Source organism: Candidatus Villigracilis saccharophilus (assembly GCF_016711665.1).
On sequence record NZ_JADJSO010000002.1, the window covers coordinates 250,294 to 273,124 of the forward strand.

Below are 22,831 nucleotides of genomic sequence, written 5' to 3' on the forward strand. Positions count from 1 at the left end.
TATGCGTATCGTTGATTTTTATCCCTCGCAGGGAAGTTATTCCCCCGGCGAAATTGTCACGTTGTTCATTGAAATTGAAGCTCCTGCTCCCAAAAACCTCTCACTTCGAATTTTCATACAACACCTAACCGAACAATTCATCGTTCTCGAACATCAATGTCAAACAAAATCTGGTTCTCAAACAATTCAAGTTGATTGGAACCCTCCTAACACACCTGCGGGGTATTCGGCCCGGCTGTTGATCGATCCTGACATTCAAGCATCCACAGCCTTCGATGTACTTAGGAGTTGGACCGATTTTCCCCGCTACGGATTTCTCTCAGACTTTAACACGTCCCGCTCAGATCCTGACGCTGCTCTTAGAAAACTGATGCCTTTCCATATAAACGGGCTGCAGTTCTACGACTGGCAATATCGTCACGATCAACTACTGGCTTCCACCGAAGAATATATCGACCCGCTCGGACGTGCCATGTCGCTGGGCATCGTTCGGAAATTGGTGGACGCCGCCCACAAACATGGCATGGCGGCCATGCCGTATCTCGCAATCTATGCAGCCTCCGCTGATTTTTGGCGCGCGCATCCTGATTGGGCGCTGTTTGATGAAGCAGGCAAGCCCATTGCCTTTGGGGAGAATTTCCTCGGCCTGATGGATCCATCAGCCGGCAGTTCCTGGAGTCATCACCTTTTGAAGGAAGGTGCCAATACATTGAAAGGCATTTCCTTTGATGGATTACATATTGACCAGTACGGTGACCCCAAAAAAGCATGGAATGCTGAGCACGAGAGTGTGGATCTGCCGCGCGCATTTGCTGATTTCATCCAATCTGCTTCTGATCAACATGCTGATAAAACGATCCTGTTCAACGCGGTCGGCAACTGGCCGATCGAAACCCTGGCGGAATCGGCAGTTGACTTCATGTATATTGAGATCTGGCCGCCTGATCTCGAGTATCGCCGCCTTGCTGAGATCGTAGTAAACGCGGTTCGCTTATCCCACGGCAAGGCGGTTGTGATCGCCCATTATCTGCCGGCCGATCGCCCGGCGAATAATCTTTTGGCAGACGCGGTCATCTTGGCCTGCGGCGGTACGCGTATTGAATTGGGCGAGGATGCGCAACTGCTGTCCGATCCCTACTTCCCCAAGCATGAAGAGCTCTCAGAAGACTTGTGTTCAAACTTGAGAGTGCTTGCGGATTTCGCTGTCCGCAATGGAGAATGGCTAAGACCCTATACATTGTCAGCAGCTGAGAAGGAAGCATGGTCAAATGGCGAATTAAATCCCAAATTCATATCCATTGACGAAACCATTTTGACCTTGTTGAGGCGTCAACCAAACCTGCTGATCCTTCATATGGTTAATTTTTCCAATCTCGATCTCCATCAACAATGGGATGTGGTTCATCCCGCGCCAACACTACGCCAGAATGTTGAAGTCAAAATTCAAATGCAGCACTCGCCTTCTAAAGTCATCTGGGATTGTCCCGAACAGCTTGAAGGAACACAAATTATAAATTTTGAATACTCGGACGGAGTGTTGACTTTCGATATTCCTCAAATTCATTTCACAGGATTGGTTGTTATCCATGAATGACTTATATCAACGCAGCATCGAAATTATTCTTGAAAATCAATCCCAGAGCGGTGGCTATATTGCCAGCCCCAACTTCCCGACCTATCACTATTGCTGGTTCCGCGATGGCTCTTTCATCGCTTATGCAATGGATCTGGCTGAGCAACACGAAAGCGCGCATCGTTTTCATCAATGGGTGGCTGATCGCATAAACGAACGCAGAGATCTGGTGCGCGCCAGCATCCTCAAAGTGCGTGCTGGCGAAAAATTGACTGAAGCGGATATCCTGCATACCCGCTATCGACTGGATGGAACCGATGGTGAACCCGGCAATTGGCCAAACTTTCAACTGGATGGCTTTGGCACATGGCTTTGGGCGCTCAATGAACATCAAAAACAAACCCCTGGAATAAAGCTTTCACAGGAGCTGCTATCCGCTGCCGACCTTGCGGCTGAATATTTGAGCGAACTCTGGAAACTCCCCTGCTATGATTGCTGGGAGGAATTCCCAGACAATGTTCATCCGCACACGCTTGCCGCGATCTACGGTGGACTTATGGCACATTCCGAATTAACCGGCAAGAGCCATCCATTGGTGACGGATGCCATTCGAGATCAATTGATTGACGGTGCGGAACAATTCGGCCACTTTGTGAAATTTCCTGATTCAACTGCTGTGGACGCAAGCCTGCTGGCGTTGGCAGTCCCATATGGTGTTGTAGCTCCTGATGACCCGATCATGCTCAAAACAGTGGAACAGATTGAAGCGACCATCCTGCACGGTGGAGGTCTTCACCGTTACGCCAAGGATTCTTACTACGGCGGTGGAGCCTGGATCCTGCTGACCGCCTGGCTGGGCTGGTACTACGCGGAATTATCAGTGGCGCGTCCTGACCTGGAAGCAGGGCTCAAACAAAAAATACAGACCTGCCAGACATGGATTGAATCAAGGGCAGACATGTTATTTTTACCCGAGCAGATCTCTGAAAATCTTAATTTCCCCACTTATTTTTCAACCTGGATGGATCGCTGGGGTGAGATCGCTTCCCCATTATTATGGTCACATGCCAAATATATAATTTTGCAGGTTAGGACTCGGCCCGTATAAAATATCCTGTTGTAAATCCCGAGAGATAACACGTAATAATCAAGTTTTAATATTAAGATACACGAAATGCCTAATAGGGTTGTCCGTGTGTTTGGCATGACTACTTCTAACGTCATCCGCCCAGTCTATTGGGAAAAGCCTTAATTATTTCCATACATAACCTAAGTTGCTACATTCCAGAGGAAATTGATACTGCAAGCGAAAACAAAAGAGCCACTTTGATTTCAAAACCTTTAGCCGTGACGGCATAGGATTTTGGTAATAAACGTTCTATCAAACTTCCAGTGGGATAAACGAGCTTGAGAATGAGGCAATTGCAGGTGCGGGACGTAGCAATTGCCATTTTCGTAATGGTCGGTCTCGCGCATAACATCTTCAATCGTGTGATCATTAAAGGCTTTATCGTCGGTGATAAATGAGCAGTACGATGGTTGCATTGCCGTCCATGAGGGTGCTACCCATCAAGAAAGTCATGAGGGAATACTTCGCTGCAATCACACTGCGCTGAATAAGGCAAATGTTGTCGAGATAATAGCGTGGGAATTTTATCCACCCCACTTCCTGAACATAGGTCAATCGCATGAACTGTTTGGAATTCTTGATGAAACAAAACGGTATTGTGATTTGGGTGTTACCGACCAAACTGATTAGGAAAATGCGTTGTAGGATTGCGCAGGGTGGATTCGCATTTTCCTCATTATTCATTGCCCGTAACTTTTCTAAACCTTCTGCGACTATTAGGATATAACACATCCTAATTATTGAGGTGAAAAAATGAAAAAATTATCTAATTATGTTCTAGTCACCTGACAGTTTCAATAACGTGTACAAAGTACCGAAATTCGAATAGAGCGAATCAAATTTCTTTTCGATGAAACGCAGTCCGATTTGGAAGAGGCTCAAGTCACGGCGATCTATTCGATCCACCAAATGACGGAATCCAGCTCGAGCGTACGACTCCCTGTTGAAACGAGCCAAACATAAAGAAGTGCAACGGCTAAAGTCAAACGAGATAAACGAGGTGCATGTCGCAACATAGTATGCTCGAGATCAAAGCCATGTTTTTTGAAGTCGCCGAACATTTCTTCGATCCACACGCGACGACGATAATAACGAACCGTCAAAGTCTGGTCCGGCAGATTGGTCGCCAAACACCAAGGTTCCTTCTCGCCGATCTGCCAATAAACCAAGGCTGACACCGGATAGATCTCGTTTTTAGTCAGGCAGGCTTTCTGAAACCAAGCGGTTTGTCCGGGATGATCCACAAAGCTACCCAACTCTCGCCAGCTGAGCTGTTCATTGATCCAGAGACCAGTGTTCGTTTTCTGGCGCAGCACATAGAACCAACGCCATTGATCCAGCTGTCGCAGAACGAAAATCGAGCCAAATTCGCTATCTCCGACCAGAAAACAGGTGCTCCTTTGGGCAACAGGCTTCAACACACTTGAGCAGACGCACCTGTTGTTTGCCAGCGGCAGTCCACGGACATGCTTGACCCAAGACCAGGCGATCGGCACAGCTCGTTTTCGATAGGCCAGACTGACCATCAATAGTTGGTGACCAAACCCAACTTTGGTGCCGTCCACGATCAGACGGATCTCGCCGACCCATTCAAATTGGGACTGCAGCCAACTCTTTGCAATCGGTTTGTACCAACTGCGTACTTCTATCGCAGAGTTCGCTAGGAAACGACTCAATCTCCGAGTGATACTTACATTCTTGGCAGGACTGATCACTTTCCCTGCCACCTTACTGAGGTTTACTGAATGACTATGAAAAATACCAACCAACAGCCAAACAAAGTTTTGAACTTGGGTAATTCTTTTGCTTCGGCCGCAATTCACAAATTCGTTGAATCCAAGTACGATAGGTCTCGTTGATCGGCATTGGAACCTCCAGGTGAAATCGTTTGTCGCAAAACAACTTTACCCGATTTCCGTGCCGATCAACATCTCTTTTGTTAAACTGTCAGGTAGCTAGATTATGTCTTGGTTATTTTTATACTCGCTGCAGTCATGCTCGGGGCTTGTGCTGCCGCACCCGCTTCCGCCGGTGCCAGCAAAGTTAGCGCCGCACCAATTGAATTTACCGGGGTCATCGAAAGCGTTAATGGAATGGAATGGGTCGTCGATGGACAAACTATCACTGTCGAGCCTACGGTAATCCACGATGGCCCCTTCGTGGTCGGAGATACGGTTAAGGTGGAAGTGGAAGTCAGCCAGGACGGCACGATCAGCGTCACACGCGTTGAACTCCCCTCAACAGCAGGCCAGTCTGAATTGGGGATGACAATTCCAACGGCAATTCAAATGACGATGTCTCCAATGGAAACGCCAATGATGACAACTCCAATGGCAGCGGCAGTAGCAATTCAAACGATGACGACTCGTTGGATGACAACTCAAATAGCAGTGCCAATTCCAACGATGACTCGATTGACGACAACTCAAACAGCAGTGCCAATTCCAACGATGACTCGATGGACGATAACTCAAACAGCAGCACCAATTCCAATGATGACTCGATGGACGATAACTCAAACAGCAGCAACTCTAATAATGATGACTCGAGCAGCGGCAACTCAAACGACAGCGGCAGCAATTCCAATGACGACAACTCAAATGGAAACGGTTAATCAAAAATATATCGAGTTAGAAAGCTCGCAAAGATTCAATTGAATCTTTGCGAGCTTTTTGAATATATAATGATGATTTTCTGCTCAATCATTCGACCTGTGCTGGCTACTTAGCTCATCCGTCACAGAAAAAGGAGAAATGCAAAAGTATAGTTTCCTTGACCAATTTCGGTTCGTACAAAGATACCCGATAGGCGAACCTGGGTGCGTAAGGTACTTGACAACATTGTCGATCATTTACGGTAAGATCCATACAGTAAATGTGGTTCGTAAGAACCTGCCTGTGCTGGCTACATCGCTTATCCGCCCGGAAAAAGAGGATTATCATGTTATTTTACTCTCGTCTCATAATTATCTGAGAGCAGCATGATGGCAAAATCCTTCTCTGGTTACAAAAGCGCATCAAACTCTGGAACAACCCCGCCCTCAGATAGTAAACGAACAATGGGATTTGAAATTGGCTGCCTGCGTCCGCTGTGTTTGCCTAAAAGCGATCATCCAAGTGATTCCCAGTGCGTATTCTGAAAATAAGCTGAGCCCAGCTTGGCAGGAAAAGAATTCCCCCCTGATCGAAATCTCTGCGTAAAATCCCAAAAAATCTCGTGGATGAGTAAGTAACCGGCACAGGATAACTAATCAGTTCCATCACTGACCAACGCCGATCTGTCAGGCCCGCCGCTACCGCAGGCGTTACCTTCCTATCTGCTTTCGACCCCTATTTCCCCTTGCGAGCTATTGGCTCTTCCATTCTTATCGCAAGCTCTCGTGTGAACGAGCGAAGTGATAATAGGCCAACCACCAGTACAGGTGTTCCTAAGTGCGCGCTCCCGGTGATGAGAATAAAAAATAAATTTTGTTAGGTTGGGGAAATTAGCCTGGAAGAGATGAACTTTATCACCAAGAGATTCAATTTCAATTTTTGTTTCCTCCACCTGCTCATCGGAGTTGTTTATATGAATTTACCCTGCAATATGGTGATGAAAGTCACTTGTTCGAGGTGATAAAGTAAAGTATTCTGACTCAAAATCAACTATTTTGAAAGTTGGGAAATTTATCCCCAGTTTTCAATGAGAACCTTGCATTTTATTGACGGGTCAGTCCACTATTCGACAGCCATTCATCCCAAAGTATTCCAAGTGAAGATTTTTTAGGATTCGCTATGGCAAAATCCAGCCTGCTATGAACATGTTGCCCCAATCAATGCTACAAGCGGATTGTTTGACTACACCCTGACAACCAAACTTCTAAGCGATACTTTCAAGTTGTAGAAAACAAATCATTATTCATATTTTTTTCATCCCCAATATTCAGATTGGGATCTAAATCCGCCAGAGCCCATCTTAGTCGTCGCATTATTTGTCATTCTGCTTGCAGTGATCGTATATTTTGTTGGAACGATACGAGCATTAACCAAGGCGCGCTCTGAATTAGGCGATTTAAATGCCCAACTCGATGCCCAAGTACGGGAACGAACCTCCGAACTTATTCAAAGAAATTCCGAGCTGGAACATGAAATCTCAGAACGTAAAAAAGCGGAAGAGTCTCTTCTAAAGTCAGAACACCGTTTCAGGAGTTTATTCGAGCGGCATCATGTGATTATGTTGATGATCGAACCTGAAAGCGGTGCGATTTTAGATGCCAATTTAGCCGCATCAAATTTCTATGGATATCCGTTGAAAAACTGAGGAAAATGAATATCGAGGAAGTCAACCGTCTTTCGCTGGACGAAGTGGCCTCAGAGCGCAGGATCACATTGACCGGGGAAGCAGAATTTTTTTGTCCTTCCACACCGAGTATCCAGCGGTGAGGTCCGGGCGGTCGAAGTGCATTCCACCCCTGTGACGGTCAATGAACAGACCGTTCTCTTCTCCATCATCCACGACGTCACTGATCGAAAACGAATGGAATCGGCGCTGCACGAAAGCGAAGCCCAGCTTCGGGACGTTTTTAACACAAATCTGGATGGATTGATCGTTGTTGACCGCAGCGGGATCGTAAGGTTGGGAAACCCCGCTGCAGCCAAGCTTCTTAAAAGACCCATTAAACAATTAGTCGGGCAGCGTTTCGGGTTGCCAACTGACCTCAAACGAATCAACCGAAATCGATCTTATCCAGCCCAACGGTGAGTTCCATACTGTGGAGATGCGCGTCAGCAATTTTCATTGGCTGAACAGCCCGGCTTACCTTGTGTGCCTGCGGGATGCAACTGAGCGAAAACGCCTGCTAAAACAACTGCAATACCAGGCTGAAACGGACGTTCTGACCTCAATTTCGAACCGCCGTCACTTCCTGGAACAGGCATCCAAGGAAATTGCCCGCGCAATAAGGCAAAAACATCCTCTGGCAATCGCTGTAGTCGACCTGGATAATTTAAAACAGATCAATGATACCCATGGGCACGCCTTGGGCGACCTTGTGTTTAAGAAATTCACGATCATCTGCCAAAACTATATCCGTACCGTGGATGTATTTGCCCGCATCGGAGGAGATGAATTTGTACTTCTTTTGGTGGAGACCAGCGCAGATCAGGCAAATCAAATCCTCGAACGAATTCGTACCGCCATCATGGAACAATCCCTTAACTCGGATGGCATATCCGTTTCCTTCACCATCAGTGCCGGCATCTCCAGTTTGGAAAATATGTCTGATTCGCTCGACAGGCTCTTAAGTCTTGCCGATATGGCTTTGTACCGGGCAAAACAGTCTGGACGAAATAAAGTGGTTATTGAAAGAAACATTGTCTGAAGTCATGGAATATCCAAAAGAAATTTCAAAATCAAGGAGCATGTAAATGGCAAAAATACCCAGCAATCTTCCCAAGGTTCCAACCGGGATTCAGGGACTCGACGAAATCACCAACGGCGGGTTCCCAAAAGGAAGAACAACCCTGGTCTGCGGAAGCGCCGGCTGCGGCAAGACCGTTCTCGCAATGGAGTTTTTAGTCCACGGCGCGGAGCAGTTCAACGAGCCCGAAGTCTTCATGGCCTTTGAAGAAACCGCCCAGGACCTGATGCAGAATTTTTCCTCTCTTGGCTTTGATCTCAAAGGGGTTGGGCGAAACAAAATCCATCTGGATTTTGTTTACATAGACCGTAACGAGATAGAAGAAACCGGCGAATACAATCTCGACGGCTTGTTCATCCGCCTCGGACAGGCGATCGATGCCATTCATGCCAAGCGGGTGGTTTTGGATACGGTTGAATCGCTCTTTGCAAGTCTTCCCAGCCCGCTTATTTTGCGGGCTGAACTGCGACGCCTATTCCGTTGGCTTACCGAAAAAGGTGTGACCGCCGTTATCACGGGCGAAGGCGGCTCAGAGACATTGACCCGCCAGGGGTTGGAGGAATATGTGTCTGACTGCGTAATCGTGCTGGACCACCGAGTGCGGGACCAGGTCTCGGCGAGGCGGCTGCGTGTGGTTAAGTATCGAGGCTCGTTACATGGCACGAATGAATATCCATTCTTAATATCTGAAACGGGTATTTCTGTCATGCCGATCACATCGCTCGGGTTGCAGCAAACCGTTTCCACAAAAAAGATATCCAGCGGCGTTCCCCGCCTTGACGCCATGCTCGGTGGTGAACACTCCGGATATTACCGCGGGAGCAGCGTTCTCATCTCCGGCACTGCCGGCACAGGCAAAAGCAGCCTGGCGTCACACTTTATTCAGGCGGCGTGCCGCCGCGGGGAGCGTGCGCTCTACTTTGCATTCGAAGAAATCTCCAAGTCAGATCACCCGCAACATGCGCTCGATCGGAATCGATCTGCAGGATTGTGTGCGTAAGGGTCTACTTCACTTTCATGCCAATCGACCAACATTTACGGGCTTGAAATGCACTTAACCAGCATGTATAAAGCGGTCAAAACCTTCAAACCACAAGTCGTGGTGGTGGATCCGCTGAACAGCTTTGTCATCGGAGGCAATGAAATGGAGGTTAAAACCATGCTGATGAGACTGGTTGATTTTTTTTAGAATGAACCAAATCACGGACTCTTCACAAGTTTGACTTCCAGCGGTGGTCCGATCGAACAAACCGATGCTGCCATCTCTCATCCCTGATCGACACCTGGTTATTGCTCCGTATAATTGAAGCGGGCGGAGAAAGAAACCGCGGTCTGTACATTCTTTAAATCACGCGGCATGGCGCATTCAAATCAAATTCGCGAGTTCCAACTTACCGACCACGGCGTGGAACTGATCGATGTATATATTGGCCCTGGCGGTGTGTTAACCGGCTCAGCCCGCCTTACCCAAGAGGCACAAGAGAAGGCAGAACAGATCGTTAGGAAGCAGGAGATGACCCACAGACAGTTCGAACTGGAACGCAAGCGCAACCGACTGGAAACCCAGATCGCAGCATTACAAAGTGAATTTGATGAACAGGAAGCCGAGCTTTTACGTGCAATAGAACAGGATCAAAACAGGGAAGTACAATTGACGACAGACCGCGAAGAAATGGCCCGCAGACGAAAAGCGGACATACGCTCAAAAAAGAATAAAGGTGTCTCTTTATGAAAACGGAATCACCTTCAGCTTCAACTGAAAATTCAGCCAATAAGGAAAAATGGATTCTACGGTTGTATATTGCAGGAATGACCCCAAATTCCAAGCGCGCCATCGCAAACTTAAATAAGATCTGTGCCGAGAATTTGCAGGGTCAGTACATCCTTGAAGTCATTGACCTGATCGAAAACCTCATCTCGCGGCGGGGGGAACAGATCATTGCGGTTCCAGTCCTCATAAAAAAATGCCTCTTCCATTACGGCGGTTGATCGGCGACATGTCAAATACCGAGCGCGTGTTGGTAGGACTGGATCTAAAAAATTTTGAGTTCTACAAATATTGTCTTTACCGAATAAAAAAAAGATCGTATAGTTGGAGTTTCCCCCCTGTGCTGGCTACTTAGCTCATCCGTCACAGAAAAAGGAGAAATGCAAAAGTATAGTTTCCTTGACCAATTTCGGTTCGTACAAAGATACCCGATAGGCGAACCTGGGTGCGCAAGGTACTTGACAACATTGTCGATCATTTACGGTAAGATCCATACAGTAAGGAACTCACATGCTTAAGATCATTTCACAACTCATTGAACTCCAACAAAACCCCGAACCCTTCGCGCCCGGCGAACTCTTGTTTTGGAACGACCCGCACATCTCAAAACAGATGTTGGATGCGCACCTCGATCCGAACATTGAAGCTGCAAGCCGCAAACCTGAAACGATAGACCGCTCGGTAAAGTGGCTGATCAAAACGCTGGGATTAAAAAAAACGCTTCCATTCTGGACTTGGGATGTGGTCCCGGTCTATATACCTCCCGCCTCGCCCGAGCTGGTTTCCAGATCACCGGCATGGATTATTCGTACAGTTCCATCGAATACGCTACAAAATATGCGAATGACAATAATTTAAAACATCGCCTATCGCTATCAAAACTATCTTGAACTACGCGATGAAGATCAGTATGACGCGGCTCTGTTGATCTACGGAGATTATTGTCCGCTCAGCCCGGAGCAACGCGCCACGCTATTGATGAATATCCATCGTGCGCTCAAACCGGGCGGGCAATTCGTCTTGGACGTATCCACGCGTGAACATCGCAAGCAGTATGGCAATAAAAACAATTGGTACGCTGCGGAAGGCGGATTCTGGAAACCCGGTCCACACTTTGTGTTGGAACAAGGCTTAGATTATCCCGAAGAATCCATTTGGCTCGACCAATACACCGTCGTCGAAGCGGACGGGAAAGTCTCCGTCTATCGTAACTGGTTCCAGGATTACACGCCTGAAACCATCACCGCCGAATTGGAGCAGGGCGGCTTTTATGTAAAGAGTCTGTGGGGGGACTTGACGGGTGAACCTAACACACCAACCGGCGAATGGATAGGAATTGTCACAATCAAAAAATGAAAAGCTCTCAGAAATTCTCCGTAATAACCTTTTTAGGCCTGATATCCGCGTTTCTTGGCTGGGGTGGCATCTGCCATATTCAACCTAAATTTACAAGACACTCAGCGTTTCTGAATCTTTCGCCGCATTCACTCCCCAGTCATTTCTAGAAAGGTTTTAACAGCATCAGGAAAAAGCCTGCCTGCTTGATATTGGATGTACTCCAAACTCTCTTCCTTATCTTCAGCGCTTAACCAAATTCGTGATATGGAATAGCATCGCGTTTTGGAGATGACAATTCCAATTGAATCAAACTTTCACGAGCGGAGAAGTGGACAAGCGCAAAATAAATAAAAAGGGCAGTCACCAACGGTACCTGCAAAATTACAATATCACATCCGGCATTGTGGGCTGGTAGTCGGGGAATATCTCATTTACTGCGGGGTTATTCAATCGTTCGATCAAAATCTCGGAAAGCACATCACGATAATCGGTGGTGACGGCAAGGTCACCCGGACCAATGAGTTGACCTTCCGCCAGCCCAGGCCACTGTCCGTAGACTTTGCCGCCATTCACATTTCCACCCAAGACCATCATCATACTGCCATGACCGTGATCCGTGCCAAGGCTGCCATTCTCGGAAGCGCGCCGTCCAAACTCGGACATGGTGACTGTGGTGAGGTGATTCATGTGGTTCGCCATCTCTGAATGGAAGGCGGCGAGCCCATCGGATAAATCTTTCATCAGGTTGGGCATTAACCCACTGGCGGAGCCTTGCGCGAAGTGCGTATCCCAACCGCCGAGGTCAATTGCTGAGACTTCGAGTCCGACATCCGCTTTGATGAGCATAGCGGTTTGTTTGAGTGCCATGCCAAATTCAGTATCAGGATAGTTGGGAGATTGGTAATTGGCTGGATTAAGTTTTTGCAGGGCGTCCATGATGGACAGGGTGTCTTGTCCCAACACGTCATCTTGATAGACAGTGCTCAATGCCGCGCGCATTTGCTGTAAGGTGCGTGGATCACCGCCAAGGTGAAAGTCTGCAATGGAACGCAGGGCTGACGCGGGGACTGATCCGCTTAAACTGCGTTGAGGACGTGTGCCCATTCCCACCGCACGCAATGGAGATGAATTGCCTGTGTTCAACGTGGCAAGGTGGCGTCCGATCCAGCCGGAGGCGGGTCCGCGTTCATCCTGAACGCCGCGCTCCATGAGCTCCATGGCTTTGAAATGGCTGCGTGATTCGTCGGGCGCTCCGCAGGCATGAATGATGGCGAGGTGTTCGCTTTGCCATGCTTCGATCAAGGTACGCATGGTGGGATGAAAACCAAAGAAACCATCGAGGTCAACAGCGCGGTCTTCTTTCCTTGCGCTTGAGTCGTCGGGACGGGGAATGCCAAGCGATGGGCGCAACTGATAATAAGCATCTTCACCATGCGGCACGACCATGTTGAGCACGTCCGCTGCGCCGCGGAGGAAGACAACAACTAATGTGTCTCGCGCGGGGCGGTGTTGACCGGGGCAAAGGAAAGGCGGGGGAGCCAGGTATGTGTGAGCATTTAAAAACTCCTGAAGTTAAATGTCATGGGGATGAGAGTTTTTTGAGACGAAACAATCTCATAGCGAACAATTGGGTGGCTGCTTCGCGCGAAGAACAAGAACACCCTCGCAACGACATGATCAACGCCATTGAAATGCAGGCGAAGCAATAACACTCGCGGCGATGATCTGCAGAGTCTCTTCGTCGGTGGCGTCTGCCCCTCGGACTGTATCAATCAACCCGTCGCGAACGGAGGATTCTATGGGGGCGCCTAATAACAGAGATGCAATCGAATCCACATCGTCTTGTAAAATGCCGGTAGATGAGACATCCAATAATGAATTGAGATTGTGCTTTGTATTTTTAAGTTCGTTGCGAATCAACGCGAACGCAAATTGCCAGCGCGGCATGAGGTTGCCCTGCCATGCTTCGCTGTAATCTGGATAGCCGTCCGGCGTGGTCCAATTGAAATATTGCTGCCCCATGCGAAGCAAATGTTCGTTGATCGCAACGGCGTCAGTTTCGGCGTTGAGCATACGAAGTGATGACAGAACAAAATTTGCGGGGCGTTTATATTTTGGTTGAGCAAGCGGCAGTCCTTCGAGCAGGACGACTCGCAAAACAGATTTAATATCGCCTTTGGTGTTAATAAAAGTTTGCGCAGCTTTTTCGATGAGTGCTTGCGGAGGATCATCAGCGATGAAGCGACGGACAAGTTTGGTGGAAATAAATTTTGCAGTGGATGGAAGCACGACCAGCATCTCGATAACCTGCTCCGCCTCTTTAATGCCCGACGGCTGGATCGAAAGACCCAAAACATTTTTCTCACCCGTGTCATGCAGGTCATCCTTGAAGACAAAGTCGCCGAGCCAAAAATGTTCCTTTACATTCCAACCCGTGAGACAGCGCGCGAGTTCCATCACGTCTTTTTGAGTGTAGCCGCCATCCACGCCGAGGGTGTGGAGTTCCATAAGTTCACGGGCATAATTTTCGTTGGGATGACTTTTCTCGTTGGCCTGATTGTCGAGATAGATCATCATGGCGGGCGAATGGGCCGACGCCCAAACGAGGTCGCGGAATGAGCCGAGCGCATGTTTACGGATCACTTCGCGGTCATCCACGGTTTTTAGATAGAACCCGTTGCCTTTTTCGATGAAGATGTTGAAATGGTCGCTCCAAAACTCAACCATCACTTCGTAGAGTTGACGCTTGCTGTAGATCTGGCGTATGAGTGTGGCTTGACGTAATTCATTTGGAATGGTCTCGCGGTCATAGCCGTCAAAGAGTTGGTTGCTGATGCCTTCGAGTTCGTTGGCTGCCTTCTTCAAGGATTTAAAGGGAGCGAGCTGAAGTTCGCAATCGAGATCGTTGATGGATTCAAAATCAAGTTGTTCTTCAACCCAAGCTCGCAAACCGATCTCGACAAAGCGTGCGCGTTCCTCAACACGTGGGCCAAAGGTTAGGCGATTCAACGCGAGGAAATCATTTGCGCCAAGCGCAGTCCACGGGACAGTGGGCAGATCACCTGCGAGTCTTTGATATACGGGAGCACAGGCGGAAAGCGCCGCGCTGGCAGTGACAAGGGCAGAGAGTTTGAGGAAGTCGCGTCTGGAGAGGGGCATGATAAGGATGAAGAATGGAATAAGTGAAAAGGGGGAAGTAGATTAGGCTTGACCTAAGATTGGTTCAGGTGCGTGGATGATTTTCTCGCGTGGTATCCAATTGAGTAGGGCAAAAGCTGTTGCGCCAAAAGCCATGATGAGCAGAAGCGGCCAGATGAAGAACCAACCCAGCACAGGAAAAAAAGCGGTGAGTTCGAGGATGACGGAGCCGCGGATAAAACCGCTTAGGGCAGAGAAGGTGCTTTGGGTTAACAGTCTCGCCCCCAAATGAGCGGCGATGCCTGCGGAGCCAATTGAGGAAAGCGCCAACGCGGCAGCAAGCAAAATCCAGCCGATGAATTTGGCAGGGCCAAATGGAAGCGCAAGCAGGATAATAACGGGGATGGCGACAACAATGACGATGGCGACTCCCATCCAGAAAGATTGCATGGGCGTCTTTTCGACTCGGTTCTGTGCGCGGGAAATGAGCGAAGGAAACAACAGCCACCAGGCGGTGAGCAGTGCGGGGAAAGCGATCCCGATGATGAGCAGGATGAAGAAGATAGTGGATATATCAGCCATTGGAAATGTCCTTTCGTTTTGTAGGTTACAAGAGATACAGGGATGGATGGGGAAAAGTTGCAAAAGCTATTCACCACGAAGGACACGAAGGTACATAAAGGAAAAGAAAAAGACGCGCACCCGCACGTCCTTTTTTGTGGGAAAAAGAGTTTTTGGATTTAAATATTTTCTCGTTGGAAAAGTCCAAGAATAAATGCGCCGATACCAATGAAGCCGAGGTATGGGAATAATAAAAACCAACCGACCCCAGGCAAGGCACAGGCAAAGGACAGGGCCACAGTTCCATATATATTTCGCTTTAATGCATTTGATTCGGGAAAGATTCTTTCACCCAGAATATTTGCGATTCCCGCCAAGCCAAAGCTCAGGACCGCAGACAACAGTGCAGCAAGGGTAAGCGTGGGAATAAGCAAAATACCCCGAATTACCGAAGAGACTCTGTTTGCATTTCCATCGGCTAGTGTGAATAGTATGATCAGGATCACTCCAAAGAACATAAAGTTGACAAAGCCCACGCCAAATGCGCGTCCTGGCATCTGGCTAATGACTCGCCGGGTCTTCATCATGCGACTGGAAAATAATGCGCCGATGACAAGAAAATATGCGGCGAGGGCAATGGTCAGCAGGATGATGATGAAAAAGATACGAAGGATGTCGGTCATATGTGATCTCCTGATTTTTTATTTACGCGGACACAGCGAGGCTATGTCCCTACCTTTGATTTCGTAACAGCAACCCGTTCCCTACCAGCCAGAGCACGGATACAACTGCGAGCGCAGACATTAGGTACAAGCTCGAAAGTTTGAACGGCAAGGTGGGAATAGTGCGCATTGGAAATTGCAAAATCATATCGAGCCAGATTGTCCATTGGGATTGCAATTGGATGAATGCGTCACTCACTGATGGCAATTCCACAACGGGCAAAAGCTGAATTACGAATGGCGCGGCGATGATCAGCGCGACCAGCGCGATGGCGGCTTGCAGAATCACTGTCAGAGAGAGCCAATGTGGAAGTTGGGTTGGCAGGCTCGGGCGGAGAGAGAAAGGAGTGGCGAGGGATTTGGTCAATGCCAGTTCGGGCAGAGATTCCAACTCGGCAAACAAATCCTGAAGCCTGGATAATCGCGCCGCGCAATCGTCGCATGAATCAAGATGCATTTCAATTTGTGCACGCTCGGAGCTTTCTTTATCAAGGTATTCGTTGAGTTGATCGTCAGTCAGGTGCATGGAGTTTCTCCGCCAAAATTTTACGGGCACGGAAGAGGTGACTCTTCACGTCGCTCAACGGGATGTTTAACTGCGCGGCAATTTCATCGTAGGACATTTCCTGGTAATGACGCAGTTCGATAACCAGCCGGTAATTTGCGGGCAGGGACATGAGCGCCTTGCGAATCTGCTCGCTTCTTTCTTTTACCTCGACATCTGATTCTGGTCTTTGAGTTGGATCGGCGTCCCGTTCCTCGTCGAGTTCAGCCGTGACTTTTTGTGTCTCAAGGTGATTGAGACACAGGTTCGCTGCCACCCGCCGAATCCACGGACCAAACTCACGCTCAATGTCAAAGGTGTTGATTCGGTCATACACGCGGATAAAAGATTCCTGGGCAAGGTCTTCCGCTTCGCCGCGTTCATGCAGAATGCGATAGCAAACATTGAACACGCCCGTTTGATAGCGTGTGACGAGTTCCCCGAACGCTTCAGATTCTCCGCGCCGGGCTTGCAGGATCAGGTCACGGTCTGAGGGCGCATTCATAGCTAAATTGTATTACAGGTTTAGAGGTAAAAAAGTTGCAGGGAAACTATCATGCCGTTGCGAGGGCGGTTCTTTCGTCCGAAGCAGTCTCCTGAGTTGGTAGTGGGTCAAAATACATGATTATGAGTAATCGCAAGATTATATTCAACAATGAACCAGCGCTTCACCAGAGGTGCATATACCCGACTTTGGAAAAGGATAAGGTTTTGCGGACATACCTGGCCAGGCGTTGACGGATAGTACAATTCCAGCGTTCCATATGAGCGGTCTCGCCTGTATCCTTGCCCACACTCCGATGGAGAACTTCTTTGGGCACCTCAAAGAGGAATTTTTGCGACAATTCAAACAAACCACCTTTATGGATGCAGAGCAACTCATTGATGAATACATTTACTTTTATAACTATGAACGGATACAATTAAAAACAAAGCAGACACCTTTTGAAACCAGGTGTCTGTCCAGTTGACCAGCGGGGGCTTTCTTTTTTTGTCTCGCTTTACGGGTTCAGTCCAATGGCAGGGGAGTCTTTACCATTGATCCTTATAATGGAAACCATGAAACCCATATCACGCCCGTATCAGACCAAGGAAGATTATTGGTGGCTCCAAGGGTTATTGCGTGAAGTATCGATGCGCAGCCGCTTTATTTCTACACCGATACCTGTTTGATTCAACACCCAAAAGTGGATACTCCGTCCGTGCAGTGGGCGACGAGAGTGAATTGCCCGCTCGCATTTGGTTCTCGTGGAAAGTATTTCATCCGATGAGCCCGGCGAAAAAAAATCAAGGTTTGGAATGGTATAAAATGTTCAGTGTGGACCTTTGTATCGCCTTGATATTGTCGCCGTTGCCGAAGATGGAGAACTTACCGCGTTCTGCACTGTCTGGTTCGATGATGTGACGCTCACAACGGTCTTCGAGTTCGTGGGTACGCATCCGAATCACCAGAATCGTGGACTTGGCAAAGCCGTAATGAGCGAAGGTTTGCGCCGCGCAGGAAGACTCGGCGCGACTCTTGCGACGGTCAGTTCATACTCAACAGGCGCACGTGCGTTATATAATTCAATGGGATCCTCAAAATTAGATCTACTCGAACCGTGGATCAAGGAATGGTAATCACATGAACTCACAAGATGAAATTCGTTCGCTCCTGCAAAAATTTCAGGATGGTTATACACAGCGCGATCTGTCGCAGGTGGATTCGTTTATGGAACTCTTCACGGCGGATGCAGAAGTCATTGGCACGAACGGCATCAAGCCCAATATGGACGAATGGTATATGAACCGCATCTCCGCCCGTGAATTGGTGGCTGGTGATTGGGAAGGCTGGGGCGACCTGCGTCTCGATCTTGATTCGATGTCCGTTCAAAGCCGAGAGGATGTGGGCTGGGTTGCTGCCTCTGCAACTGTCACAAAGACCATCGGCCCAGAAAACTATCAATCCTATTTGGAATTCATCAAAACATTCCTCAACGACCCGAACCTCAGCGCCGAACAAAAACTGCTCCATATCTTACGCGGCGGGACGAATACTGTCTACGAACTGCGCCGCGGCGAAAGTTTTGTTTGGGCGTTGCGGTTTACCGCTGTCCTCGTTCACGAAACGGATGGCTGGAAGTTCGCTCAAATGAATTTCTCCTTCCCAACCATTTACTTCCCTGATGTGCGCTTGATGGGATAAATATTCAGCGTAGATAAATCACCTGTCCAAGTGGATAGTGAAGACTCCCCCATCAGCGGGGGAGTCTTTTGTTCTTAATGGCTATGATGTGGGCATGAAATTTTCAGAAAAAAATGTGGTTGGATATCGCAGTTTTCTTTTGTTTACTGCAATCGTATTCATCGTTGCGCTGTCAGCATGGACAATGCCTGTTGATGCTGAAGCAGGCTCACGGTCTGAATTTGACGCGAAGGCTCTCGATGCGTACATCACTGGGCAAATGGAAAAGCATGGGATTCAGGGAATCTCCATCGCGGTGACATCCAAAACAGAGATCGTTTATCTCAAAGGCTATGGCACGGCTGGTGATGACCGACCGATGACGCCGCAGACGCCGATGTATATCGGTTCGCAAAGCAAGTCGTTCACAGGGCTGGCGATCGCGCAGTTGATCGAGCAAGGCAAGATCAAGCCAAACGACGCGGTGCAGAAATATATCCCGTGGTTCAAGGTTGCGGATGAAGAAGCGTCAAAAAAGATCACGGTCAATCATCTGCTCCATCACACCAGCGGACTCTCCGAATCAGGTTTCACCGTTATTCTCGATGAAAACGCATCGAACGAAGATGCTGTGCGTGCGTTGGCTTCTGCTCAATTGACCGAACCTGTCGGCGCGAAATTCCAATATCTCAATGTTGGGTATGACGTGCTGGCGGTGATCGTGCAAAACGTGAGTGGGATGAAATATGAGGATTACATTCAACAAAATATCTTTGACCCGCTGGAGATGACGCGCACCTATACCGACCCTGCTCTTGCGCGTGAGAACGGGCTTTCACAAGGCTACGGCCGACTCTTCGGGTTTACGATCCCGCAGAGACAACCGCATCGCGTATTTGAAGTTGGCGCGGGATATATCATTTCAACCGCCGAGGACATGGCCCATTACTCGATGGCAATGGACAACGCTGGACACTACAAAGAAAAGCAATTGTTATCGCCCAATGGCATGGATATGCTCTTCCGCTCCGAGAATGGCTATGGCATGGGTTGGTTCATCGAGCAGGGACACATCTTTCACGGCGGTGCGAACGAAACCTTCAAGACCTACGTGGATATTTATCCGTTACAAGACATAAGCATTGTATTGCTTATCAATCAAGGATACATGGTCGACCATTACATCTCGGCTCCACAGATTTTCCAAGGCGTCGAAGCCATCGTGCTGGAAAAGACGCCGCCCGCTGTTTCCGAAGGTTGGTCGGTAAAGCACATCGGCTGGGGATTGCTAACCTTCGTCCTTGCATTGAGCATATTACACACAAGGAATTTTTATTCCCTGCGCGGTTGGACTGAACGTGCCCATACCTGGTCTGCTGGAAAAAAGATCTGGGATACCAGCATAAGTTTTCTTATCCCCACAGTGATCCTTGTTATTGTTTTTAGCCAGGTCAAAGCCTTCATGGGCTATCGCTTTAATCTAACTTATCAAATGGTGACAATGTTCCGTACCCTGCCTGATATTGCTGTTCTGATGATCGTCGGTTCCGTCCCCGATTATGCGCAAGGGTTTGTCAAACTATTCTGGCTGGTGAGTGGAAAGACTCATAAATCATAAAAGGAGAATAAAAATGGAAAACAATCTTGTAGATTGGAAACGTGTTGGTATTTTTATCGCATTCGCATTTGGAACCGCCTGGTTAGTGGCATTGGTACTTTATCTGACAGGCGGGCTTACCCCAACCCCTTATACGCTCATCATGTTGGGTGGCGGATATATGAGCGCACCTGCGCTTGCTCACATCCTCACCCGTCTCGTCACGCGTGAAGGCTGGCAGGGACTCTACCTTCGTCCCAATATCAAGAAAGGCTGGGTGTACTGGCTGATCTGCTGGGTCTCGCCTGCACTGTTTGCGTTCGCGGGCATGGCAGTTTTCTTTGCGCTGTTCCCACAGTATTATGATCCCACCTTTTCAGCGGTAACAAAGCTGATGGAACAGTCCGCCGCCGCGGCGGCGGGTCAGACCTTGCCCGCGATGAATCCGTGGATAATCGTCCTGTCGCAAACGCTGACGGCTCTTTTAGTGGCACCAATCCTGAATGCGATTCCCATTCTAGGAGAGGAATTTGGCTGGCGCGCCTATTTGCAACCTAAATTAATGCCACTCGGCGGAAAAAAGGCAATGCTTGTGATGGGGGTAGTCTGGGGTCTGTGGCATGCGCCGATCATCGCCATGGGCCATAACTATGGCACAGAATATCTTGGTGCGCCCTGGCTGGGCATCCTAACGATGACATGGTTCACGTTCATCCTGGGTACGTTCATCGGTTGGGCGGCATTACGTGCAGATAGTGTGTGGCCCGCGGTCATCGGTCACGGCGCCATCAATGGGATCGCCGGCATCTATGTGTTCTTTACACAGGGCAGTCCAAACTTGGTATTGGGTCCATCGCTGGCAGGAATTATAGGTTCATGGGCAATCGCGGTAGTAGCGTTGATCATCTTCTTAAAGCGCGATGCTTTAAAGCCCTATGAAGGAGTATGAAATGAACGCAAAAACAGAAGGCACACTCGCGATTGTCGCCGCATTGATCGTGTTATTCAGTGCAATGTGGAATCCCCTTGTTTCGGTGGCTGTTTCTGGCGTTGCCCTGATAGGATTCGCCATATATAAGTTCGTACAAAAATAATCTGGAATTGGAGAAAGGAGAAAAAATGAGTCGCAAACAACTCACTGTATATTTGATTTTGCTCGCTGGGTATGCACTTTCTGCTTTTGCAACCTACGCCTTTTTCATGGATGAACTCACCGCAACCATTGGCATTCCCACACCTGATATGGGAGTCCCCGACTGGGTGTTGGGGCTTATCAACGCAGGTAGCGTGTTTGTTCTCTACGGTTTGTTCGGGCTGGCGGGTTTATGGTTCGCACGCAAACTCGAACTGCCTGGCATCTTCAGCGAAGACGGCAACTGGCAACGCTGGTTCGTCATCCCTCTGGTGCTGGGTCTGGTATGCGGTGTCTTCATTGTCGTTGGCGACCTTCTCTTCGCTCCCATCAATGACTTTGGCAAATTTTCCCATCCGACCTTTCCTGTCTCCATTCTCGCATCGATCAGCGCGGGCATTGGGGAAGAGATCATGTTCCGTGGATTCGTATTCGGCTTGTGGGGATTCATCCTGAACTGGCTGTTCAAACGTTTCAATGGACGTACCGTCGCATTGTCCCTTTGGGTCGCCAACATCATCGCCGCGCTTGCATTCGGCGCAGGACATCTCGGCACCATCTTATTACTGACAGGCGCTTCGTCCCTAGCCGACGTTAGTCCCGTTTTGCTTGATAGAGGTCTTTCTCCTGAACGGAGTCGTCGGACTCATTATGGGCGAACGCTACATGAAAGATGGACTGGTCGCCGCGGCGGGAGTCCACTTCTGGGCGGATGTCGTCTTCCATGTGCTTTGGGGACTGTTCTAATTTCAGATAAAGGATAAACATCGTGGATATAAAATCTGCACAACAAGAAGTCCGATCAACTTTTCTGCGCGGTTCAGTTGGACAGACCGTAGCAGGAATCATTTGGCTTGCTTCAGCGGTTCTAGGCACTTGGGTCAGTGAACGCCATGCCATCCTAACTCTCACGCTAGCCGGGATATTCATCTTCCCATTGACCCAGCTCGCTTTGCGTCTTCTTGGTCACTCCTCTGGTTTGCCCAAAACACACCCAATGAATTCGCTTGCCATGCAAGTGGCATTTATCGTACCTCTCAGTTTGCCTATAATTGGAGCCTCGACACTGTATAACATAAACTGGTTTTATCCCGCCTTTATGATCGTGGTGGGAGTCCATTATATGCCTTTCATATTCTTATATGGTATGCGGGAGTTTGCCGTGCTTGCCGCTTTATTGATCGGAGGCGGAGTGTCAATTGGAATGCTCCTGCCACAGACCTTTGCCGTGGGTGGATGGTTCACTTCCGTGGCGCTTTTGGTTTTTGCCTTGTTGGTACAAATAACTCCGCGCCATCTTCAAAAATAATCACCTATCCACTCGGACAGTAAAGACTCCCCTAGCGGCGGGGGAGTCTTTTTGCTGGAAATCATAAAATGGAAACGTAGATGTCATACCCCATTTTTACATTGATTTAATTGAAAGGATAACTCATGCAAACCGCAGCCCAACCCAATTCCATGCACGCTGCAAATGTAAAGACCGTTTCCCATCCCTGGCTCATGCTCATCTCGCGCTCTGTGCTGTTCGTCCTGTTCCAAGCCCTGATCGCACTGATCCTCTTTGCAACAGGCACGGCTTCCGCGTGGGATGAATCCGCGCGCTGGTGGACGCTTGTAGTGTCCCTCGCCAACTTCGTATCCATCTATCTGCAAATGCGCCTGTACAAAGCCGAGGGCAAACGCTTCTTCGACATCTTCAAGTTCTCACCTGAAACGTGGAAAAAAGATCTGCTTTGGTTCATCCTTGCAAGCATCACTGCCATG

23 protein-coding genes and 3 pseudogenes are annotated in these 22,831 nt (G+C 48.7%); 18 read left to right on the forward strand and 8 right to left on the reverse strand.

Annotated elements, in window-relative coordinates; all coding sequences use genetic code 11:
- Position 1: 1 nt before the first annotated feature.
- Together IPL17_RS01510 and IPL17_RS01515 are read left to right on the forward strand one after the other, a co-directional pair.
- Entirely contained in the window at positions 2 to 1,594 is a 1,593-nt protein-coding gene (locus tag IPL17_RS01510; protein ID WP_345305308.1) for a glycoside hydrolase family 66 protein, read from the forward strand.
- Entirely contained in the window at positions 1,587 to 2,681 is a 1,095-nt protein-coding gene (locus tag IPL17_RS01515; RefSeq protein ID WP_345305309.1) for a glycoside hydrolase family 15 protein, read from the forward strand. Before IPL17_RS01510 ends, IPL17_RS01515 begins: the two co-directional genes overlap by 8 nt.
- A 914-nt stretch (positions 2,682 to 3,595) precedes the next feature.
- On the opposite strand, the gene IPL17_RS01520 is transcribed toward IPL17_RS01515, so the two are convergent.
- Complete coding sequence (locus IPL17_RS01520; protein WP_345305310.1) at positions 3,596 to 4,378, reverse strand: transposase; 783 nt, start codon at positions 4,376 to 4,378, stop codon at positions 3,596 to 3,598.
- Positions 4,379 to 4,669: 291 nt separating this feature from the next.
- On the opposite strand from IPL17_RS01520, the gene IPL17_RS01525 reads away from it, so the two are divergent.
- The 8 genes and pseudogenes from IPL17_RS01525 (at position 4,670) to IPL17_RS01560 (ending at position 11,224) form a co-directional block, all read left to right on the forward strand.
- Complete coding sequence (locus tag IPL17_RS01525) at positions 4,670 to 5,359, forward strand: DUF5666 domain-containing protein (RefSeq protein ID WP_345305311.1); 690 nt, start codon at positions 4,670 to 4,672, stop codon at positions 5,357 to 5,359.
- 1,330 nt (positions 5,360 to 6,689) lie between these two features.
- Positions 6,690 to 7,001 (forward strand): hypothetical protein, encoded by a 312-nt coding sequence (locus tag IPL17_RS01530; RefSeq protein ID WP_345305312.1) that lies wholly within the window; start codon positions 6,690 to 6,692, stop codon positions 6,999 to 7,001.
- A gap of 120 nt (positions 7,002 to 7,121) precedes the next feature.
- Positions 7,122 to 7,442 (forward strand): annotated as a pseudogene (locus IPL17_RS01535) (PAS domain-containing protein); the annotation flags it as partial.
- Between the two features lie 16 nt (positions 7,443 to 7,458).
- On the forward strand, positions 7,459 to 8,061 hold the full coding sequence (locus tag IPL17_RS01540; RefSeq protein ID WP_345305313.1) for a GGDEF domain-containing protein: 603 nt from the start codon (positions 7,459 to 7,461) through the stop codon (positions 8,059 to 8,061).
- A 46-nt stretch (positions 8,062 to 8,107) separates the two neighbouring features.
- Positions 8,108 to 9,832 (forward strand): annotated as a pseudogene (gene kaiC, locus IPL17_RS01545) (circadian clock protein KaiC).
- Positions 9,829 to 10,089, forward strand: a complete 261-nt coding sequence (locus IPL17_RS01550; protein WP_345305314.1) for a circadian clock KaiB family protein — start codon at positions 9,829 to 9,831, stop codon at positions 10,087 to 10,089. Before kaiC ends, IPL17_RS01550 begins: the two are co-directional and overlap by 4 nt.
- Positions 10,090 to 10,378: 289 nt before the next feature.
- Positions 10,379 to 10,726, forward strand: coding sequence for a hypothetical protein (locus tag IPL17_RS01555; RefSeq protein WP_345305315.1), 348 nt, complete (start codon positions 10,379 to 10,381; stop codon positions 10,724 to 10,726).
- Between the two features lie 66 nt (positions 10,727 to 10,792).
- Entirely contained in the window at positions 10,793 to 11,224 is a 432-nt protein-coding gene (locus IPL17_RS01560) for a hypothetical protein (protein WP_345305316.1), read from the forward strand.
- Between the two features lie 363 nt (positions 11,225 to 11,587).
- Here the strand turns inward: IPL17_RS01560 and IPL17_RS01565 are convergent, their stop codons facing one another.
- The 7 genes and pseudogenes from IPL17_RS01565 to IPL17_RS01595 all read right to left on the reverse strand — a co-directional run.
- Entirely contained in the window at positions 11,588 to 12,748 is a 1,161-nt protein-coding gene (locus tag IPL17_RS01565) for a DUF1501 domain-containing protein (protein ID WP_345305334.1), read from the reverse strand.
- Between the two features lie 135 nt (positions 12,749 to 12,883).
- Positions 12,884 to 14,365 (reverse strand): DUF1800 family protein, encoded by a 1,482-nt coding sequence (locus tag IPL17_RS01570; protein ID WP_345305317.1) that lies wholly within the window; start codon positions 14,363 to 14,365, stop codon positions 12,884 to 12,886.
- 42 nt (positions 14,366 to 14,407) lie between these two features.
- Positions 14,408 to 14,926: a hypothetical protein gene (locus IPL17_RS01575; protein ID WP_345305318.1), complete on the reverse strand. Its 519-nt coding sequence runs from the start codon at positions 14,924 to 14,926 to the stop codon at positions 14,408 to 14,410.
- 158 nt (positions 14,927 to 15,084) lie between these two features.
- Positions 15,085 to 15,588, reverse strand: a complete 504-nt coding sequence (locus IPL17_RS01580; protein ID WP_345305319.1) for a hypothetical protein — start codon at positions 15,586 to 15,588, stop codon at positions 15,085 to 15,087.
- Between the two features lie 49 nt (positions 15,589 to 15,637).
- Complete coding sequence (locus tag IPL17_RS01585) at positions 15,638 to 16,153, reverse strand: zf-HC2 domain-containing protein (protein WP_345305320.1); 516 nt, start codon at positions 16,151 to 16,153, stop codon at positions 15,638 to 15,640.
- The gene (locus IPL17_RS01590; protein WP_345305321.1) at positions 16,140 to 16,676 is read right to left on the reverse strand and encodes a sigma-70 family RNA polymerase sigma factor; all 537 of its coding nucleotides are present in this window, start codon (positions 16,674 to 16,676) and stop codon (positions 16,140 to 16,142) included. The genes IPL17_RS01585 and IPL17_RS01590 overlap by 14 nt, the downstream gene beginning before the upstream one ends.
- Before the next feature lie 163 nt (positions 16,677 to 16,839).
- Positions 16,840 to 16,950: pseudogene (locus tag IPL17_RS01595) on the reverse strand (IS1 family transposase); the annotation flags it as partial.
- Positions 16,951 to 17,497: 547 nt separating this feature from the next.
- Between IPL17_RS01595 and IPL17_RS01600 the strand changes: the two are divergent.
- The 8 genes from IPL17_RS01600 to IPL17_RS01635 all read left to right on the forward strand — a co-directional run.
- Positions 17,498 to 17,791 (forward strand): GNAT family N-acetyltransferase, encoded by a 294-nt coding sequence (locus IPL17_RS01600; protein WP_345305322.1) that lies wholly within the window; start codon positions 17,498 to 17,500, stop codon positions 17,789 to 17,791.
- Between the two features lie 4 nt (positions 17,792 to 17,795).
- Positions 17,796 to 18,356 (forward strand): hypothetical protein, encoded by a 561-nt coding sequence (locus tag IPL17_RS01605; protein WP_345305323.1) that lies wholly within the window; start codon positions 17,796 to 17,798, stop codon positions 18,354 to 18,356.
- Between the two features lie 94 nt (positions 18,357 to 18,450).
- On the forward strand, positions 18,451 to 19,953 hold the full coding sequence (locus IPL17_RS01610; RefSeq protein ID WP_345305324.1) for a serine hydrolase domain-containing protein: 1,503 nt from the start codon (positions 18,451 to 18,453) through the stop codon (positions 19,951 to 19,953).
- A gap of 13 nt (positions 19,954 to 19,966) precedes the next feature.
- A complete protein-coding gene (locus IPL17_RS01615) occupies positions 19,967 to 20,881 on the forward strand; it encodes a CPBP family intramembrane glutamic endopeptidase (RefSeq protein WP_345305325.1) in 915 nt (304 codons plus the stop codon).
- 1 nt (position 20,882) lies between these two features.
- Positions 20,883 to 21,026 (forward strand): hypothetical protein, encoded by a 144-nt coding sequence (locus IPL17_RS01620; RefSeq protein WP_345305326.1) that lies wholly within the window; start codon positions 20,883 to 20,885, stop codon positions 21,024 to 21,026.
- 25 nt (positions 21,027 to 21,051) lie between these two features.
- Entirely contained in the window at positions 21,052 to 21,828 is a 777-nt protein-coding gene (locus IPL17_RS01625) for a CPBP family intramembrane glutamic endopeptidase (protein WP_345305327.1), read from the forward strand.
- A 5-nt stretch (positions 21,829 to 21,833) separates the two neighbouring features.
- Positions 21,834 to 22,373: a hypothetical protein gene (locus IPL17_RS01630; RefSeq protein ID WP_345305328.1), complete on the forward strand. Its 540-nt coding sequence runs from the start codon at positions 21,834 to 21,836 to the stop codon at positions 22,371 to 22,373.
- 125 nt (positions 22,374 to 22,498) lie between these two features.
- A partial coding sequence (locus IPL17_RS01635) for a hypothetical protein (protein WP_345305329.1) occupies positions 22,499 to 22,831 on the forward strand: 333 nt, incomplete at its 3' end.

Coding starts and splice junctions, on each gene's coding strand:
- IPL17_RS01615 (WP_345305325.1), top strand. CDS start 19,967: ATGGAAAACAATCTTGTAGATTGGAAACGTGTTGGTATTTTTATCGCA.
- IPL17_RS01610 (WP_345305324.1), top strand. CDS start 18,451: ATGAAATTTTCAGAAAAAAATGTGGTTGGATATCGCAGTTTTCTTTTG.
- IPL17_RS01590 (WP_345305321.1), bottom strand. CDS start 16,676: ATGAATGCGCCCTCAGACCGTGACCTGATCCTGCAAGCCCGGCGCGGA.
- IPL17_RS01575 (WP_345305318.1), bottom strand. CDS start 14,926: ATGGCTGATATATCCACTATCTTCTTCATCCTGCTCATCATCGGGATC.
- IPL17_RS01605 (WP_345305323.1), top strand. CDS start 17,796: ATGAACTCACAAGATGAAATTCGTTCGCTCCTGCAAAAATTTCAGGAT.
- IPL17_RS01510 (WP_345305308.1), top strand. CDS start 2: ATGCGTATCGTTGATTTTTATCCCTCGCAGGGAAGTTATTCCCCCGGC.
- IPL17_RS01570 (WP_345305317.1), bottom strand. CDS start 14,365: ATGCCCCTCTCCAGACGCGACTTCCTCAAACTCTCTGCCCTTGTCACT.
- IPL17_RS01555 (WP_345305315.1), top strand. CDS start 10,379: ATGCTTAAGATCATTTCACAACTCATTGAACTCCAACAAAACCCCGAA.
- IPL17_RS01515 (WP_345305309.1), top strand. CDS start 1,587: ATGAATGACTTATATCAACGCAGCATCGAAATTATTCTTGAAAATCAA.
- IPL17_RS01625 (WP_345305327.1), top strand. CDS start 21,052: ATGAGTCGCAAACAACTCACTGTATATTTGATTTTGCTCGCTGGGTAT.
- IPL17_RS01585 (WP_345305320.1), bottom strand. CDS start 16,153: ATGCACCTGACTGACGATCAACTCAACGAATACCTTGATAAAGAAAGC.
- IPL17_RS01620 (WP_345305326.1), top strand. CDS start 20,883: ATGAACGCAAAAACAGAAGGCACACTCGCGATTGTCGCCGCATTGATC.
- IPL17_RS01540 (WP_345305313.1), top strand. CDS start 7,459: ATGCGCGTCAGCAATTTTCATTGGCTGAACAGCCCGGCTTACCTTGTG.
- IPL17_RS01550 (WP_345305314.1), top strand. CDS start 9,829: ATGAAAACGGAATCACCTTCAGCTTCAACTGAAAATTCAGCCAATAAG.
- IPL17_RS01580 (WP_345305319.1), bottom strand. CDS start 15,588: ATGACCGACATCCTTCGTATCTTTTTCATCATCATCCTGCTGACCATT.